This is a genomic window from Streptomyces sp. NPDC005955 (assembly GCF_042871255.1).
In the GTDB taxonomy this organism is placed as follows: Bacteria; Actinomycetota; Actinomycetes; order Streptomycetales; family Streptomycetaceae; genus Streptomyces.
Genome location: NZ_JBIAIF010000002.1, coordinates 460,677 through 476,913, shown reverse-complemented (window position 1 = coordinate 476,913; position 16,237 = coordinate 460,677). Strand labels below are relative to the sequence as shown.

The 16,237-nt window shown below is 72.6% G+C and carries 12 protein-coding genes and 1 pseudogene; 9 read left to right on the top strand and 4 right to left on the bottom strand.

Annotated features, from left to right (window positions below):
* The first annotated feature begins 102 nt into the window (after positions 1–102).
* The 3 genes from ACFYOU_RS07345 to ACFYOU_RS07335 all read left to right on the top strand — a co-directional run bounded on the left by ACFYOU_RS07345 (position 103) and on the right by ACFYOU_RS07335 (position 3,322).
* Positions 103–1,260: a Gfo/Idh/MocA family protein gene (locus tag ACFYOU_RS07345; RefSeq protein ID WP_389762599.1), complete on the top strand. Its 1,158-nt coding sequence runs from the start codon at positions 103–105 to the stop codon at positions 1,258–1,260.
* Entirely contained in the window at positions 1,257–2,438 is a 1,182-nt protein-coding gene (locus ACFYOU_RS07340; protein ID WP_391304038.1) for a DUF993 family protein, read from the top strand. Before ACFYOU_RS07345 ends, ACFYOU_RS07340 begins: the two co-directional genes overlap by 4 nt.
* A gap of 83 nt (positions 2,439–2,521) precedes the next feature.
* A complete protein-coding gene (locus ACFYOU_RS07335) occupies positions 2,522–3,322 on the top strand; it encodes a TIM barrel protein (RefSeq protein WP_391304223.1) in 801 nt (266 codons plus the stop codon).
* A 326-nt stretch (positions 3,323–3,648) separates the two neighbouring features.
* Here the strand turns inward: ACFYOU_RS07335 and ACFYOU_RS07330 are convergent.
* Positions 3,649–3,988 (bottom strand): annotated as a pseudogene (locus ACFYOU_RS07330) (PfkB family carbohydrate kinase); the annotation flags it as partial.
* A gap of 215 nt (positions 3,989–4,203) precedes the next feature.
* Here ACFYOU_RS07330 and ACFYOU_RS07325 point away from each other — a divergent pair.
* Positions 4,204–6,456, top strand: a complete 2,253-nt coding sequence (locus ACFYOU_RS07325) for an ATP-dependent RecD-like DNA helicase (RefSeq protein WP_391304037.1) — start codon at positions 4,204–4,206, stop codon at positions 6,454–6,456.
* Positions 6,457–6,653: 197 nt separating this feature from the next.
* The gene (locus tag ACFYOU_RS07320) at positions 6,654–7,952 is read left to right on the top strand and encodes a citrate synthase (protein WP_387002452.1); all 1,299 of its coding nucleotides are present in this window, start codon (positions 6,654–6,656) and stop codon (positions 7,950–7,952) included.
* A gap of 1,361 nt (positions 7,953–9,313) precedes the next feature.
* On the opposite strand, the gene ACFYOU_RS07315 is transcribed toward ACFYOU_RS07320, so the two are convergent.
* From ACFYOU_RS07315 to ACFYOU_RS07305, 3 genes are all read right to left on the bottom strand, one after another.
* Positions 9,314–9,547 (bottom strand): cation transporter, encoded by a 234-nt coding sequence (locus tag ACFYOU_RS07315; RefSeq protein ID WP_391304036.1) that lies wholly within the window; start codon positions 9,545–9,547, stop codon positions 9,314–9,316.
* 185 nt (positions 9,548–9,732) lie between these two features.
* Positions 9,733–9,921 (bottom strand): helix-turn-helix transcriptional regulator, encoded by a 189-nt coding sequence (locus tag ACFYOU_RS07310; protein WP_389762606.1) that lies wholly within the window; start codon positions 9,919–9,921, stop codon positions 9,733–9,735.
* Between the two features lie 207 nt (positions 9,922–10,128).
* On the bottom strand, positions 10,129–11,052 hold the full coding sequence (locus ACFYOU_RS07305) for a TIM barrel protein (RefSeq protein ID WP_391304035.1): 924 nt from the start codon (positions 11,050–11,052) through the stop codon (positions 10,129–10,131).
* Positions 11,053–11,379: 327 nt separating this feature from the next.
* Here ACFYOU_RS07305 and iolC point away from each other — a divergent pair, with 327 nt between their 5' ends.
* The 4 genes from iolC to iolD all read left to right on the top strand — a co-directional run bounded on the left by iolC (position 11,380) and on the right by iolD (position 16,079).
* Positions 11,380–12,321, top strand: a complete 942-nt coding sequence (iolC, locus tag ACFYOU_RS07300) for a 5-dehydro-2-deoxygluconokinase (RefSeq protein WP_391304222.1) — start codon at positions 11,380–11,382, stop codon at positions 12,319–12,321.
* On the top strand, positions 12,318–13,241 hold the full coding sequence (locus ACFYOU_RS07295; protein WP_391304034.1) for a deoxyribose-phosphate aldolase: 924 nt from the start codon (positions 12,318–12,320) through the stop codon (positions 13,239–13,241). The genes iolC and ACFYOU_RS07295 overlap by 4 nt, the downstream gene beginning before the upstream one ends.
* 52 nt (positions 13,242–13,293) lie before the next feature.
* The gene (gene iolB / locus ACFYOU_RS07290; RefSeq protein ID WP_391304033.1) at positions 13,294–14,121 is read left to right on the top strand and encodes a 5-deoxy-glucuronate isomerase; all 828 of its coding nucleotides are present in this window, start codon (positions 13,294–13,296) and stop codon (positions 14,119–14,121) included.
* Between the two features lie 74 nt (positions 14,122–14,195).
* The gene (iolD, locus tag ACFYOU_RS07285) at positions 14,196–16,079 is read left to right on the top strand and encodes a 3D-(3,5/4)-trihydroxycyclohexane-1,2-dione acylhydrolase (decyclizing) (RefSeq protein WP_391304221.1); all 1,884 of its coding nucleotides are present in this window, start codon (positions 14,196–14,198) and stop codon (positions 16,077–16,079) included.
* Positions 16,080–16,237 lie beyond the last annotated feature (158 nt).

Sequence of the window (16,237 nt, the reverse complement as noted above, 5' to 3'; positions counted from 1 at the left end):
GCAGGAATCTCACGGTGACTAGTGACACGGGGACAGAAAGCGCTTACTGTTCATTTCAGTGAGCGATCGCACGCAGCCCGTGACGGGCGAGGGAGGAAGTCGATGGCAGTCAGGACCGTACGCATCGCGATGAACGGCGTGACCGGCCGGATGGGGCACCGGCAACACCTGGTCCGCTCGATCCTGGCGATCCGCGAACAGGGCGGGCTCGACCTCGGCGACGGCAACACCCTGTGGCCCGAACCGGTGCTGGTCGGCCGCCGTGCCGCTGCGCTGAGAGCGCTGGCCGAGGAGCACGGACTCGACCCGGACCACACCTCGACCGACCTCGACGCGGTGCTCGCGGACGACTCCGTCGACATCTACTTCGACGCACAGGTGACGTCCGCGCGGGTGCCCGCCCTGAAGCGCGCCATCGCCGCCGGCAAGCACGTCTACACCGAGAAGCCGACCGCGCCCAGCCTCGACGAGGCACGCGAACTCGCCCGGCTCGCCCGCGCGGCGGGCATCAAGCACGGGGTGGTGCAGGACAAGCTCTTTCTACCCGGACTGCGCAAACTCGCCCGCCTGGTGGAGGGCGGCTTCTTCGGCCGGATCCTGTCGGTGCGCGGCGAATTCGGGTACTGGGTCTTCGAGGGGGACCAGCAGCCCGCTCAGCGCCCCTCGTGGAACTACCGGGCCGAGGACGGCGGCGGGATCATCCTCGACATGTTCCCGCACTGGGAGTACGTGCTGCATGAACTGTTCGGGCGGGTGCGCTCCGTCCAGGCGCTGACCGCCACCCACGTCCCGCAGCGTTGGGACGAACGGGGCGAGCCCTACCCCGCGACCGCCGACGACGCCGCGTACGGCATCTTCGAACTCGACGGGGGAGTGGTCGCACAGATCAACTCCTCCTGGACGGTCCGCGTCCACCGCGACGAACTCGTGGAGTTCCAGGTGGACGGCACCGAGGGCTCGGCCGTGGCCGGTCTGCGCGGCTGCCGGGTGCAGCACCGGGCGGTGACCCCGAAACCCGTGTGGAACCCGGATCTGCCCGTCACCCACGCGTTCCGCGACGACTGGCAGGAAGTGCCCGACAACGAGGAGTTCGACAACGGCTTCAAGGCGCAGTGGGAACTGTTCCTGCGCCACGTCTACCTGGACACCCCCTACGCGTGGGACCTCCTCGCCGGTGCGCGCGGGGTGCAACTCGCCGAACTGGGCTTGCGGTCGACCGCCGAGGGCCGCCGCATCGAGGTCCCGGAGCTGTCGCTGTGACCCTGCGCCTACCCGACACCGACGGAACCCTGCGTACGCACACACCGGGCGTCCCGGGCGCGCACCCGTCTTCCGAGGAGCCCGCGTCGGCGCAGCCGTTCGCCTCGCGGGTGGTGTTCGCCGCGGCCCACGTGGTCGCTGATCCGCTCGCCGACCCGCTCGCGAACGGGACCGGGGGCGGCCCGGCGGCCGTCGACTGGGACGCCACCCTCGCCTTCCGCCGCCATCTGTGGGCACACGGCCTCGGGGTCGCCGAGGCCATGGACACCGCCCAGCGGGGCATGGGCCTCGACTGGCCGGGCGCCGCCGAACTGATCCGGCGCTCCGCGGCCGAGGCCAGGGCCGAGGGCGGCCGGGTGGTCTGCGGCGCGGGCACCGACCAACTCTCCGGCCCGGCCTCGCTCGCCGAGGTCCGTGCGGCCTACGAGGAGCAGCTCGCCGTGGTGGAGGAGTCCGGCGCGGGCGCGGTGCTCATGGCCTCCCGTGCCCTCGCCGCCTCCGCGACCGGCCCCGATGACTACCGTGCCGTCTACGGGGACCTGCTACGTCAGGCGGCCCGCCCGGTCGTCCTGCACTGGCTCGGCCCCATGTTCGATCCCGCGCTGGACGGCTACTGGGGCTCCTCCGACCTCGACGAGGCGACGGACACCTTCCTCGACGTGATCGCGGCGCACCCGGAGAAGGTCGACGGCATCAAGGTCTCCCTGCTGGACGCGGGCCGGGAGGTCGAGCTGCGTCGCCGGCTACCGGCGGGCGTGCGCTGTTACACGGGCGACGACTTCCACTACCCGGAACTGATCGCGGGCGACGAACTCCACTTCAGTCACGCCCTTCTGGGGGTCCTCGATCCCCTCGCGCCCCTCGCCGCCCGGGCGCTGCGCCGACTGGACGCGGGCGACACCGACGGGTTCCGCCAGCTCCTCGACCCGACCGTGCCCCTGGCCCGGCACCTGTTCGGGGCGCCGACCCGCTACTACAAGACCGGTGTGGTGTTCCTCGCCTGGCTGGCGGGGCACCAGACGCACTTCACCATGGTCGGCGGCCTCCAGACGGCGCGCTCCCTGCCGCATCTGGCCCGTGCCTACGAACTCGCGGACGACCTCGGCCTCTTCCCCGATCCGCACCTCGCCGCACAGCGGATGCGGACCCTGCTGGCGCTCCACGGGGTGGACCAGTGACCGGGCCCGAGAGCCGCTCGCCGCGCCCGCTGACGGGTTCCGCCGTCTCCGAGGGCGCCCCGGGTCGGCTGAGCATCAACCAGATGACCGTCAAGGGACTCTCCCTGCCCGAACTGGTGGACGCGTGCGTCGAGTTCGGAGTCAGTTCGGTCGGACTGTGGCGGGACCCGGTGCGCGCGTTCGGGGTCGGGGCCGCTGCCCGACTGGTGCACGACGCGGGCCTGACCGTCAGCACCCTGTGCCGGGGCGGCTTCCTCACCGCCACCGGCCCCGCCGAACGGGCAGCCGCCCTGGACGACAACCGGGCCGCCGTCCGCGAGGCCGCCGGGCTGGGCACGGACACCCTGGTGTTGGTGTGCGGTGGACTGCCGCCGGGCGGGCACGACCTGGGCGCCGCCCGTGGTCGGATCGCCGACGCCCTGGGCAGCCTGGTCCCCTACGCCGCCGACCACGGGGTGCGGCTCGCCATCGAACCGTTGCATCCCATGTTCGCTTCGGACCGGTGCGTCGTCTCCACCCTGGAGCAGGCACTCGACCTCGCCGAGCCGTTCCCCGCCGACCAGGTGGGCGTGTGCGTGGACACCTATCACGTGTGGTGGGACGACCACGCTCCCGCACAGGTCGCGCGCGCCGCCGAGGCGGGCCGGCTGCACGCCTTCCAACTCGCCGATTGGGTGACCCCGTTGCCCGAGGGAGTCCTCAACGGGCGCGGCCAACTCGGGGACGGGGTGATCGACCTGCGGGAATGGCACACGCGTCTGGACGAGGCCGGGTACACGGGCCCCGTGGAGGTCGAGTTGTTCAGCGACGTCCTGTGGGCGCGGGACGGTCGGGAGCTCCTGGCCGAGACGGTGGACCGCTACCGCACGCACGCCGCCCCCTGACCACCGCCACCCGCCCCTGCTACGGCCACCGCCCCTGCGACGGCCACCGCCACGACCACGGCCACCGACACCGCCACGCGGCGCTCGCCAGCCGGCGGGCCTTGCGCGCCGAACCGCACGCGCCCCCGGCGGCCCCCTTCACGCCCAGCGGCCGAAAAGAATCATGGACGGGCACTGCAACCGTTCCCCCACTCCCCGGGTCTACTTGAGCACGAGCCCCGCAGGGGGACGGCCCCGCCGGGCCGGGGGCTCCAACGGGGAGAACGGGGGAAGCGGGGATAGCCCGAGGGGGTCCGCAAGGGCCCCCTCGATGGCTCCCCCGCGGTTCAGTACCGCCGCCCGGCCCGTTCGAGCTCGGCGGCGGTCGGGAAGGCGGCCTGCGCACCGGGCCGGGTCACCGCCACGGCTCCCACCCGAGCCCCGTACGCAGCGGCCTCCGCCAGGTCTCGCCGACACCCAACCGCCACCCAGCGCGGCCGTGAAGGCGTCCCCCGCGCCCGTGGTGTCCACGGGCGTCACCGGTACCGCGGGCACCCGTACCGTCGCGCGGCGGTCGGCCACCAAGGCGCCCCGTGCGCCCGAGGTGACCACCACGGAACGCGGTCCGAGCGCGAGCAGCCCGCGCATCCAGTCCGCCGGCTCCGCCCCGGCCCCCGGGCCGAGCACGGTCTCCCCGGCGCCCGGGCGACGGTCCACGCCGACCACCAGATCGGCATGGGCCGACCCCACCACCGGGTCGTGCGCGTACGGACCGGTGTCCGGACGCATGAGGGCGAACTCCTGTCGTCGGCTCCGTGGGTACCGGGCGCCGCCGGGGGAGGGGGTGGCCTCCGCCCACCGGGCCCGACCGGCCTGTCAGCGCGCGCGTGTAGCGTCGGGGCATGGCGAATCCTGGAGAGGTCGAGGGGGTCCTCGAACGGATCACGTATGCCAACGAGGAGACCGGCTACACCGTCGCGCGGGTGGACACCGGCCGCGGCGCCGGCGACCTGCTCACGGTGGTGGGCGCGCTGCTCGGGGCGCAGGTGGGCGAGTCCCTGTTGATGCGCGGGCGGTGGGGCTCCCATCCGCAGTACGGCAAGCAGTTCCACGTCGACGACTACAGCACCGTCCTGCCCGCCACCGTCCAGGGCATCCGGCGTTATCTGGGCTCCGGTCTGGTCAAGGGCATCGGACCGGTGTTCGCCGACCGCATCACCCAGCACTTCGGCGTCGACACCCTGACGATCATCGAGGAGGAGCCGAAGCGGCTGATCGAGGTCCCCGGTCTCGGCCCCAAGCGGACCAAGAAGATCGCAGCGGCCTGGGAGGAACAGAAGGCGATCAAGGAGGTGATGCTGTTCCTCCAGAGCGTCGAGGTGTCCACGTCCATCGCGGTGCGCATCTACAAGAAGTACGGCGACGGGTCGATCGCCGTCGTCAAGGAGGAGCCCTACCGGTTGGCCGCCGACGTGTGGGGGATCGGGTTCCTCACCGCGGACCGCATCGCCCAGTCGGTCGGCATCCCGCACGACAGCCCCGAACGGGTCAAGGCGGGACTCCAGTACGCGTTGTCGCAGTCGACCGACCAGGGCCACTGCTTCCTCCCCGAGGAACGCCTCATCTCCGATGCGGTCAAGCTGCTCGGGGTCGACACCGGGCTGGTCATCGACTGTCTGGGGCAGCTCGCCGCCGACGAGGAGGGCGTGGTCCGCGAGCGGGTGCCGGGACCCGAGGGCGACGAGGTGACCGCCGTCTACCTGGTGCCGTTCCACCGAGCCGAACTGTCCTTGTCCGGGCAGGTGCTGAGGCTGTTGCACACCGAAGAGGACCGGATGCCCGTGTTCCGCGACGTCGTCTGGGACAAGGCGCTGGCCTGGCTCGCGGACCGCACCGGAGTCGAACTCGCCCCGGAGCAGGAGGAAGCCGTCCGGCTGGCGCTGACCCGCAAGGTGGCCGTCCTCACCGGCGGGCCCGGCTGCGGCAAGTCCTTCACGGTGCGTTCCATCGTGGAGTTGGCCCGTGCCAAGCGGGCCAAGGTCGTGCTGGCCGCGCCCACGGGACGCGCCGCCAAGCGGCTCGCGGAGCTGACGGGCGCCGAGGCGTCGACGGTGCACCGCTTGCTGGAGCTCAGGCCCGGCGGTGACGCCTCCTACGACCGCGATCGGCCCCTGGACGCCGACCTGGTGGTGGTGGACGAGGCGTCCATGCTGGATCTGCTGTTGGCGAACAAACTCGTCAAGGCAGTGGCCCCGGGCGCGCACCTGCTGTTCGTCGGGGACGTCGACCAGTTGCCCAGCGTCGGCGCCGGTGAGGTGCTGAGGGACCTGCTGGCGGACGGCGGCCCGGTGCCCGCGGTGCGGCTGACCAGGATCTTCCGTCAGGCCCAGGAGTCCGGGGTGGTCACCAACGCGCACCGGATCAACTCCGGTCTGCCGCCCCTGACCCAGGAGCTGAAGGACTTCTTCCTCTTCGTCGAGGAGGACACCGAGGAGGCCGGGCGGCTCACCGTCGACGTCGCCGCGCGACGGATTCCCGCCAAATTCGGGTTGGACCCGCGGCGCGATGTGCAGGTGCTCGCCCCGATGCACCGGGGTCCCGCCGGGGCGGGCAACCTGAACGCGTTGCTCCAGCAGTCGATCACGCCGGGCCGCCCCGACCTGCCGGAAAAGCGGTTCGGCGGCCGGGTCTTCCGGGTCGGTGACAAGGTCACGCAGATCCGCAACAACTACGAGAAGGGCGCCAGCGGCGTCTTCAACGGCACCGTCGGCGTGGTCACCGCGCTCGACCTGGACGAACAGCGGCTGACGGTACTGACGGACGAGGACGAAGAGGTGCCGTACGACTTCGACGAACTGGACGAACTCGCCCACGCCTACGCCGTGACCATCCACCGCTCGCAGGGCAGCGAATATCCAGCCGTAGTGATCCCCGTCACTACGGGGGCGTGGATGATGCTGCAACGCAATCTGCTCTACACGGCTGTGACGCGCGCCAAGAAGCTCGTCGTCCTCGTGGGTTCCCGCAAGGCCCTGGGTCAGGCGGTGCGCACGGTGTCGGCGGGGCGCCGTTGCACCGCACTGGACTTCCGGCTCCGCGGCGGGTCCGGCTCCACCGAGCGTTCCGACCGATCCGAGACCCATCGGGCGGTTTGATCGATCAAACGAGTCGGAAAGGTCACACGAGGCTTTCGGAACCGGGGCGAAGGGGGCAGGATAGGCAGGCTAGCGGCACTGAGTGCCGCCAACTAGCCCAAAGCTCGACCCCCAGTGCACTCTCCTGCGCCAAATGGGGGATGGTAGAGACAGTCAGGGCACCTCGAAGATGAGGCACTACGTCGGTGAGGGAAGACGTGAGCGAGAAACGCGACAACGCGGTAGTACTTCGGTACGGCGACGGCGAGTACACCTATCCGGTGATCGACAGCACCGTCGGCGATGAGGGCTTCGACATCGGGAAGCTCCGCGCCCAGACGGGCCTGGTCACGCTGGACAGCGGCTACGGGAACACGGCCGCCTACAAGTCGGCGATCACCTATCTCGACGGTGAGCAGGGCATCCTGCGGTACCGCGGCTATCCCATCGAGCAGCTCGCCGAGCACTCCAGCTTCCTGGAGGTGGGGTACCTCCTGATCAACGGTGAGCTGCCGACGGTCGACGAGCTCGCCGTCTTCCGCAACGAGATCACGCAGCACACCCTGCTGCACGAGGACGTCAAGCGGTTCTTCGACGGCTTCCCGCGGGACGCGCACCCGATGGCGATGCTCTCGTCCGTCGTCAGCGCGCTGTCCACGTTCTACCAGGACAGCCACAACCCGTTCGACGAGAAGCAGCGGCACCTGTCCACGATCCGGCTGCTCGCCAAGCTGCCGACGATCGCGGCCTACGCCTACAAGAAGTCGATCGGCCACCCCTTCGTCTACCCGCGCAACGACCTCGGGTACGTCGAGAACTTCCTGCGCATGACCTTCTCGGTCCCCGCGCAGGAGTACGAGCCGGACCCGGTCGTCGTCTCGGCGCTGGACAAGCTGCTCATCCTGCACGCGGACCACGAGCAGAACTGTTCGACGTCCACCGTGCGCCTGGTCGGCTCCTCGCAGGCGAACATGTTCGCCTCGATCTCCGCCGGCATCTCCGCCCTCTGGGGCCCGCTGCACGGCGGCGCCAACCAGAGCGTGCTGGAGATGCTGGAGGGCATCCAGGCGAGCGGCGGCGACGTCGACACCTTCATCCGCAAGGTGAAGAACAAGGAAGACGGCGTGAAGCTCATGGGCTTCGGGCACCGCGTCTACAAGAACTTCGACCCCCGGGCGAAGATCATCAAGGCGGCGGCGCACGACGTCCTCTCGGCGCTCGGCAAGTCCGACGAGCTGCTCGACATCGCGCTGAAGCTGGAAGAGCACGCGCTGGCCGACGAGTACTTCGTCGAGCGCAAGCTCTACCCGAACGTCGACTTCTACACCGGCCTGATCTACCGGGCCATGGGCTTCCCGAGCGAGATGTTCACCGTGCTGTTCGCGCTCGGCCGGCTCCCCGGCTGGATCGCCCAGTGGCACGAGATGATCAAGGAGCCGGGTTCCCGCATCGGCCGTCCGCGGCAGATCTACACCGGTGTCGTCGAACGCGACTTCGTGCCGGTCGAGTCCCGCTGACCGGTTGACGTCGTGATCGTCCGGCCGGAGCGGGAAGGGTTCGGCCGGGACGACCGGCACTGAGGGCACCGGCCGGGTCCGGCCGGTGCGCGCCACGGGGTGCACGGGATGCCGCCCGGTCCGGGGGGCGGCGTTCCCCGGCGCCCGTGCCGAGGCCGTGCGCCGGCCGTGCGCCCGCGCGGACCGAGGCCGTGGGCTCCACATCACATCGGGCATCGCCTACGCGGTGCCCGATTTCGTGTGTCCGGAGCCAAGTCGCACCCGGAGCCGCAGCCCCCAGTCGAGTCGGGTGCGAGCCGTGGCGGGCCCGTACGAGCGCCGTGGAGGCGGCTTCGGTGCCCACCCGGCGTCCGTAGGGCCTTCGAGGTCCTGTGGGGGCGTCTGAGGGCCGGGGCGGGGCCCTCCGGTCGGGGGGGGAGGGTCAGTGGAGCCGGCGGGGGAGCCGGCGGGCCCGGCGGGGACGGGAGGGGCGCCGCATCGAAAGGCGGCGCGGAGACACGGGGGAGGCGCGCGAAGGGCGCGGGAAAAGGCGGAAGGCGCCCCACCGCCGGTCCCCCCACGGGCCGACGAATGGGACGCCTTCCTTTGTCCCGGTGCGGATTCCCCCCACGGGATCCGGCCGGGCGCTCATTGGGCAGCGCCTGCTGCTGGGGGTGGGTGCCTGCGGTCTGCCGGGACCCGTACGCACGGGAGGGCCGCTCAAAGCTCCCCGGTGCACGTGCCCCGGCAACGCACTTCGGAGACGTCCCCCAAGACATCCCCAATGTCCGAAACGCCCCCCAAGACGTTTCTGACATCGCCTTCTTAGACTCACCAGCATCCACGATGGTTACGTCGCGAACGCTGTGATCTATGTCTCCTGCATATGTCCATCTACCTGCGCAAGAGCCCCGATATGGCGATCGGGGCTCAAGCGTAAGGATGTTGCGCGGGGTCTGTGAAGGCCCCCGGAGATAGTTACCGGAATGTCTTCGGCCACAAGTGGTGCGTGACCGTGGAACCCGACCTTCCCGGTGACGCCGAAGACACCGCCGTGGTCGCCCCCGCGGTCGTCCGGTCGCAGGGACCGGCCCCGTGGGAGGTGCCGCGGGCTACGTTATCGCCCCGCGCGTGGAAACGGTTCTTCTTGGCGAGGGAAAGGCGTTCTCCCGGACGCGAATGGCTTTCTGGCGACCGCATGGCTAGTTCGTTCGGGTCGTCACCGTCACCGTCACCGTCACCGGCGCGGGTCCGGGCGCCGGGTGTTGGGTGCCGGCGCGTCGGTCTCGGCCGACCCGGCGGCGGGCCCGTCATGACGTGAGTGGCCCCGGCCCCGCCCCCACACCAGTGGGGTCGGGACCGGGGCCGGTCGACGGGTCCGGTCAGGCGCGGCCGGCCAGCTCGTAGCCGGCCTCGTCGACGGCGGCACGGACGGCCTCCTCGTCGAGGGCGGTCGCCGACACCACGGTGACCTGGCCGGTGGCGGCCACCGCCTTCACCGAGCTGACTCCGGGGAGCGCGGAGATCTCGGTGGAGACGGAGCCCTCGCAGTGGCCGCAGGTCATTCCGGTCACCTGGTAGACGGTGGTCACGGAGTCCTGGGTCTGGGCGCTCATGTCGTTCTCCTCGGATGTCGCTGGTGGGACGCGGGGCGGGTGCGCCCGGGTCGTGGCGGTCGGAGGGGGGTCGACGCCCCGGCCTCCCCGACACTCACCACACTATACCCCTAGGGGGTATGAAGCCAAGGGGTGTCGAGATGTCGGCGGCCCGTCGCGCGCACCTCGCCCGTGACCCGCGCACCTCACCCGCGGCTGCGGGGCCGCGCCGCAGCCCAGGCGCGGACGGTGTCGGCGTACCAGTAGGACCTGCCGTCCTCGACCACGTCCGGCGGCGGCATCAGCCCGTGCTTGCGGTACGAGCGGACGGTGTCCCGCTGTACGCGCAGGTGGGCGGCGATGTTCTGGTACGACCAGAGGGTCCTGTCGATCACGATGCTCCTCCCCGTGCGCACCGCGGGGGTGACCGGGGGGTCGCCGGGGGCCGGGCGCGCTGGTGATCACTCACCCTCGGTCCGGCGCGCGGCGCAGCCCCGGTGCGCGGGAGGGCTGTGGGGGAGGTGTGACGCAATTCCCGTTAATCCGTGACATGGGTGGGGGAAGGGGGGCGTATGCGTGCGGGTGCCGTCGGAGCGGGCGCGTCAGGCCCCGCAGGAGCGCAGGAAGGCGCGGGTGCGTCGGGCGATCGGCAGCGGGGCGTCCGGGTCGCACGGGTACATGTCCTGCTCGACGATGGCGAACAGCTCCACGTCGAGGCGCTGGGCGGCCGTCAGGACCGGCCCGAGCGCGGGTACCCCCGAGGGCGGCTCGCACATCACGCCCCGGGCCACGGCCGGACCGAAGGGCAGGTCCTCGGCGCGCACCTCCGCGAGGACGTCCGGGTCCACCTGCTTCAGGTGCAGGTACCCGATGCGCTCGCCGTAGGTCTCGATGAGCCGCACGCTGTCGCCGCCGCAGTAGGCGTAGTGGCCGGTGTCCAGGCAGAGCGACACCAGGTCCGGATCGGTGCCGTCGAGGAACCGGGCCACGTTCTCCTCGCTGTCGACGTGGGTGTCGGCGTGCGGATGGACGACGACGCGCAGCCCGAACCGTTCGCGCACCCGTCGCGCCAGTCGTTCGGTCTGCGAGGTGAGCGCCCGCCACTGGGCGGCGGTCAGGGTGCTGTCCTCCAGGACCTCGCCGGTCTTGTCGTCGCGCCAGAACGACGGAATGACCACGAGGTGCCCGGCGCCGCTCGCCCGGGCCAGGGCGGCGACCTCGGCGACGTGCTCCCAGGTGCGGTCCCAGACGGCGCTCCCGTGGTGCAGCCCGGTGAAGACGGTGCCCGCGGAGACCTGGAGGCCGCGCCGGGCGGTCTCCTCGGCGAGCGTGACCGGGTCGGTGGGGAGATACCCGTACGGGCCGAGTTCGATCCACGCGTAGCCGGCCGCGGCGACCTCGTCGAGGAAGCGCCGCCACGGCACCTGACGCGGGTCGTCGGCGAACCAGACGCCCCAGGAGTCGGGCGCCGACCCGATGCGGATGCGGGAGAGCGGGGCGGGCGGGTCGCCGGCCGTTGTGGTCATGCGGTTCAGCCTCCAGTCCGCCCGAGAAGGGTGTCAAGGACTGGTCCGAATGTCCGGACAACATGTTGACAGCGTTCGTCGACCGGCATTAGACCTGGGGGCACCACATCGGTGTGACCGGGCCCGCGAGCGCGGTGCGCGGCGACACCGGCCCGTACACCGGGAAGGGACGACGTGCAGGTGACCGACCCGCAGCACGACGGCGTGCGGGACGAGGACGGGCGGGACGGGGCGGGGCAGGGCGGACACGGCGAGGAGCCCCGCGACGCGCCGCCGCACGGGGACGGGCCCCCGGACGACCCCGGCACCCGGTTCGACGTCCTCACGATGGGCCGGATCGGCGTGGACCTGTACCCGCTCCAGACCGGCGTGCCCCTCGCCGAGGTGACGACCTTCGGCAAGTTCCTCGGGGGCTCGGCGACCAACGTCGCTGTGGCGGCGTCCCGACTCGGCCGCCGCACGGCGGTCATCACCCGCACCGGCCCGGACGCCTTCGGCGCCTATCTGCACCGGGCGCTACGCGAGTTCGGGGTGGACGACCGTTGGGTCACCCCGGTCGACGGCGGCCAGACGCCCGTCACCTTCTGCGAGGTGTTCCCGCCGGACGACTTCCCGCTCTACTTCTACCGGCGGCCCAAGGCCCCCGACCTGGAGATCCACCCGCACGAACTGGACCTCGCGGCCGTCGCCGACGCCCGCGTCTTCTGGATGACGGGCACCGGACTCAGCGAGGAGCCGAGCCGGGCCGCGACCCTCGCCGCCCTCGCCCACCGCGGCCGGGCCGCCGGGCCGGCCGCCGTCACCGTCTTCGACCTCGACTGGCGGCCGATGTTCTGGACCGACCCGGCGACCGCCCGCCCCTCCTACGAACGGGCCCTGCGGCACGCCACCGTCGCCGTCGGCAACCTCGACGAGGTGGAGGTCGCCACCGGGGAGCGCGACCCGCGGACGGCGGCCGAGGCACTGCTCGCGGCGGGCGCCGCGCTCGCCGTCGTCAAACAGGGACCCGAGGGGGTGCTGGCGCTCGCCGCGGACGGGGAGCACGCCGAGGTGCCGCCGCTGCCCGTCACCGTGCTCAACGGCCTCGGTGCCGGCGACGCGTTCGGCGGGGCGCTCTGCCACGGGCTGCTGTCCGGCTGGGACCTGGAACGCACCATGCGGTACGCGAACGCCGCCGGCGCGATCGTCGCCTCCCGACTGGAGTGCTCGTCGGCGATGCCCGTACCCGCCGAGATCGAGGCCGCACTGACGGCGGGCGAGGTCCGATGAGGGCGACGGCGGGCGCCCCGCGCGCACCCCGGGGCGAGCGCCCCCACATCGACCCGGGCGCCCTCGCCCGCACCCGCGCCCGACACCCCGGGGCCATCGCCGAAGCCGCCGCCCGCCGCCGGCGCCGGCCCCTGCTCGGCGACTCCGGACGCCTGCTGCTCGTCGCGGCCGACCACCCCGCACGCGGCGCCCTCGCCGTCGGCGACCGCGCCCTCGCCATGGCCGACCGCGCCGACCTGCTCGCCCGGATCTGCGAGGCGCTGTCCCGCCCCGGCGTCGACGGGGTCCTCGCCACCGCCGACGTCCTCGACGACCTGCTGCTGCTCGGCGCCCTCGACGGCAAGGTCGTCATGGGCTCCATGAACCGGGGCGGGCTCGCCGGCTCCGCCTTCGAAGTGGACGACCGGTTCACCGGACACCGCCCCCGCGACCTGGCCCGGCTGGGTTTCGACGCCGGCAAGCTCCTGCTGCGCCTCGACTACGAGGACCCCGGCTCACTGCGGACCCTGCACGCCGCCGCGCGCGCCGTCGACGCGATGGCGCGCCGTCAGCTCCCGGTGTTCGTGGAACCGTTCCTGTGCCGGCGGGAGGACGGGACGCTGCGCACCGACCTGAGCCCCGCGGCGGTCGCCAAGTCCCTCGCCGTCGCCTCCGGCCTCGGCGGCACCTCCGCGTACACCTGGCTGAAGGTGCCGGTGACCGAGGACCCCGACGCCATGGCCCGGGTCATGGGGACCACCACCCTTCCGGCCGTCCTGCTCGGGGGTGACGTGGGCGACGACCCGGACGCCGCCTACGACCGGTGGCGGGCCGCGCTGCGCCTGCCGACCGTGCGGGGGCTCGTGATCGGCCGGGCCCTGCTGTACCCGGTGGACGACGACGTCACGGCGGCGGTCGACCGGGCCGTCGCCCTGCTGTGAACGGCGGGCAGGGCCGCGGGAGCGATGCCCGTCCGACGGGTAGGGGCACCCCATGAACGACAGCGGCCTCCACCTCCCCGACGGCACCGCCGGCAACGACCCGTACGAACTCGACATCGGCCCCCGACGCCCCGGATGGGCCCGTACGAGCCTGCGGGTGCTCGCCCTCGGGCCGGGGGAACGGCACGGATTCGCCACCGGCGACAGCGAATGGATCGTGCTCCCGCTCTCCGGTGGCTGCACGATCATGGTCGAGGGCGGCATCATCGAACTGACGGGCAGACAGGATGTGTTCGAAGGCGTCACCGACTTCGCGTACCTCCCCCGTGACGCCCACGCCCAGATCGCCTCCGGTGCGGGAGGCCACTTCGCCCTGGCAGGAGCGAAGTGCGAGCGTCGACTCCCCGCCCGCTACGGCCCCGCGCCGGAGGTTCCCCTCGAACACCGCGGCAGCGGGACCACCGCACGACAGGTGCGGGGCTTCGCCGCCGCCGACGCCTTCGTCTGCGACCGCCTCATCGCCGTCGAGGTCGTCACCCCCGGCGGCAACTGGTCCTCCTACCCGCCGCACAAACACGACGAGCACCTGCCCGGTCGGGAGTCGGAGTTGGAGGAGATCTACTACTTCGCCTGCCGACCCTCCGCGGACGGCCGCCCCGGCTTCGGGTACCAACAGGTGTCCCCGTCCCGCGAGGGCGGCGCCCGGGTGCTCGCCGAGGTGCGCACCGGTGACGCGGTCCTGGTGCCCGACGGGTGGCACGGCCCGTCGATCGCCGCCCCCGGCCACGACCTGTACTACCTGAACGTGATGGCGGGCCCCGGTCCCGGACGGGAGTGGCGGATCACCTTCCACCCCGACCACGCGGACGGCTACCGGTGACCGCCCGACCGGGCACCCCCGCCCGCACCCGCCCCGACGCCCACCACCCCCACCCCACCCACGACGAGGCACCGATGACCGGCACCGTCAGGCTCACCGTCGCCCAGGCGCTCGTCCGCTTCCTGACCGTCCAACACACCGAACGCGACGGGCAGCGCCACCGGCTCATCGGCGCCACCTGGGGCGTCTTCGGCCACGGCAACGTCGCCGGGATCGGCCAGGCGCTGCTGGAACACGGCGGGGCCATGCCCTTCCACCAGGGCCGCAACGAACAGGCGATGGTGCACGCGGCGGTCGGGTACGCCCGACAGAGCGGACGACTGTCCACGCACGCCGTCACCACCTCCATCGGGCCCGGCGCCACCAACCTCGTCACCGGCGCGGCGCTCGCCACCGTCAACCACCTGCCCGTCCTGCTGCTGCCCGGCGACACCTTCGCGACCCGCCCCGCCGACCCCGTCCTGCAACAGCTCGAAGTGCCGTGGGCGGGCGACGTGTCCGTCAACGACTGCCTGCGGCCGGTGTCGCGCTACTTCGACCGGATCACCCGGCCCGAAGCGCTCGTCCCGGCCGCCCTCCAGGCGGTGCGGGTCCTGGTCGACCCGGCGGCCACCGGGGCGGTCACCCTCGCCCTGCCGCAGGACGTGCAGGCCGAGGCGTACGACTGGCCCGTGGAGTTCTTCCGCGAGCGGGTGTGGACGGTCCGCCGACCGGAGCCCGACCCCGTCGAACTCGCGGCGGCGGTGGCCGCGGTGCGCGCCGCCCGGCGGCCCCTGGTCATCGCCGGCGGCGGGGTGCGGCACAGCGCCGCGCAGGACGCGCTGCGCGCCTTCGCCGAGGCGACCGGGGCGCCGGTCGCCGCCACCCAGGCCGGCAAGGGGGCGCTCGACGGGGACCACCCCGCCGACGTCGGCGGCATCGGGCACACCGGGACGGCCACCGCCGACGCACTCGCCCGCACCGCCGACCTGGTCATCGGGGTGGGCACCCGCTGGACCGACTTCACCACGGCGTCCGGCACCCTCTTCCCGCCCGGGGTGCGCTTCCTCAACCTCAACATCACGCCGTACGACGGCCACAAGATGGCCGGACTGCCGTTGGTCGCGGACGCGAGGGCGGGCCTGACGGCACTCACCCGGGCGCTCGGCGAGCACGGCGGACCCGCGCCCGATCCGGCGTACGCGGCCGAGTACGCCAGCGCGAAGGCCCGCTGGGAGGCGCGCGTCGACAGCGCGTACGCCGCGCCCGATCCCGAGGCGCGCCCCACCCAGACCCAGGTGCTCGGCGTCCTCGACGCCCTGGTCACCGGCGAGGACGTCCTCGTCAACGCGGCCGGTTCGCTCCCCGGCGACCTGCACAAGCTCTGGCGGACCCGGTCCCGCGACCAGTACCACCTGGAGTACGGGTACTCCTGCATGGGCTACGAGATCCCGGCGGCCATCGGGGTCTGCCTCGCCGCCCCGGGACGGCCCGTGTGGGCGCTCGTCGGCGACGGCACCTATCTGATGATGCCCACCGAGATCGTCACGGCCGTGCAGGAGGGCGTCCCCCTCAAGCTGGTGATCCTCCAGAACCACGGCTACGCCTCGATCGGCGGACTCTCCGAGGCCGTCGGCGGGGAGGGCTTCGGCACCGCCTACCGGCAGCGCGCCGCCGACGGCTCCCTCACCGGCGACCCGCTGCCGGTGGACCTCGCCGCCAACGCCGCCAGCCTCGGCATGCGGGTGCTGCGCGCGAGGACCGTCGGTGAGCTGCGCGAAGCGCTCGCGACCGCCCGCGCCTCGGACGTCCCCACATGTGTCTACACGGAGACCCGAACGCCCGACACAGTGTCGGGCGCGCCCCCGGCGCAGGCGTGGTGGGATGTGCCCGTGGCCGCGACGGCGACCCGCGCGTCCGCCGTCCGGGCCCGCGCGGAGTACGAACGGTCGGTGGCCGCCCGCCACCGACCCCTGTGACCGGCACGGACCCCCGCGCCCACCACGGGCGGCACCACACGCCACGACCACCCGGGCACACCGCACGGCACACCACACGACACAGCGCAAGGGCACACCGCACGGCACACCGCACGGCACACCGCACGGCACACCGCACGGCACACCGCACGGGACAC

Bases quoted from the DNA above. Each gene is read 5' to 3' on its own strand.
- ACFYOU_RS07335 (WP_391304223.1), top strand. From the start codon at position 2,522: ATGACCGTCAAGGGACTCTCCCTGCCCGAACTGGTGGACGCGTGCGTC.
- ACFYOU_RS07305 (WP_391304035.1), bottom strand. From the start codon at position 11,052: ATGACCACAACGGCCGGCGACCCGCCCGCCCCGCTCTCCCGCATCCGC.
- ACFYOU_RS07295 (WP_391304034.1), top strand. From the start codon at position 12,318: ATGAGGGCGACGGCGGGCGCCCCGCGCGCACCCCGGGGCGAGCGCCCC.
- iolC (WP_391304222.1), top strand. From the start codon at position 11,380: ATGGGCCGGATCGGCGTGGACCTGTACCCGCTCCAGACCGGCGTGCCC.
- ACFYOU_RS07325 (WP_391304037.1), top strand. From the start codon at position 4,204: ATGGCGAATCCTGGAGAGGTCGAGGGGGTCCTCGAACGGATCACGTAT.
- iolD (WP_391304221.1), top strand. From the start codon at position 14,196: ATGACCGGCACCGTCAGGCTCACCGTCGCCCAGGCGCTCGTCCGCTTC.
- ACFYOU_RS07315 (WP_391304036.1), bottom strand. From the start codon at position 9,547: ATGAGCGCCCAGACCCAGGACTCCGTGACCACCGTCTACCAGGTGACC.
- iolB (WP_391304033.1), top strand. From the start codon at position 13,294: ATGAACGACAGCGGCCTCCACCTCCCCGACGGCACCGCCGGCAACGAC.
- ACFYOU_RS07345 (WP_389762599.1), top strand. From the start codon at position 103: ATGGCAGTCAGGACCGTACGCATCGCGATGAACGGCGTGACCGGCCGG.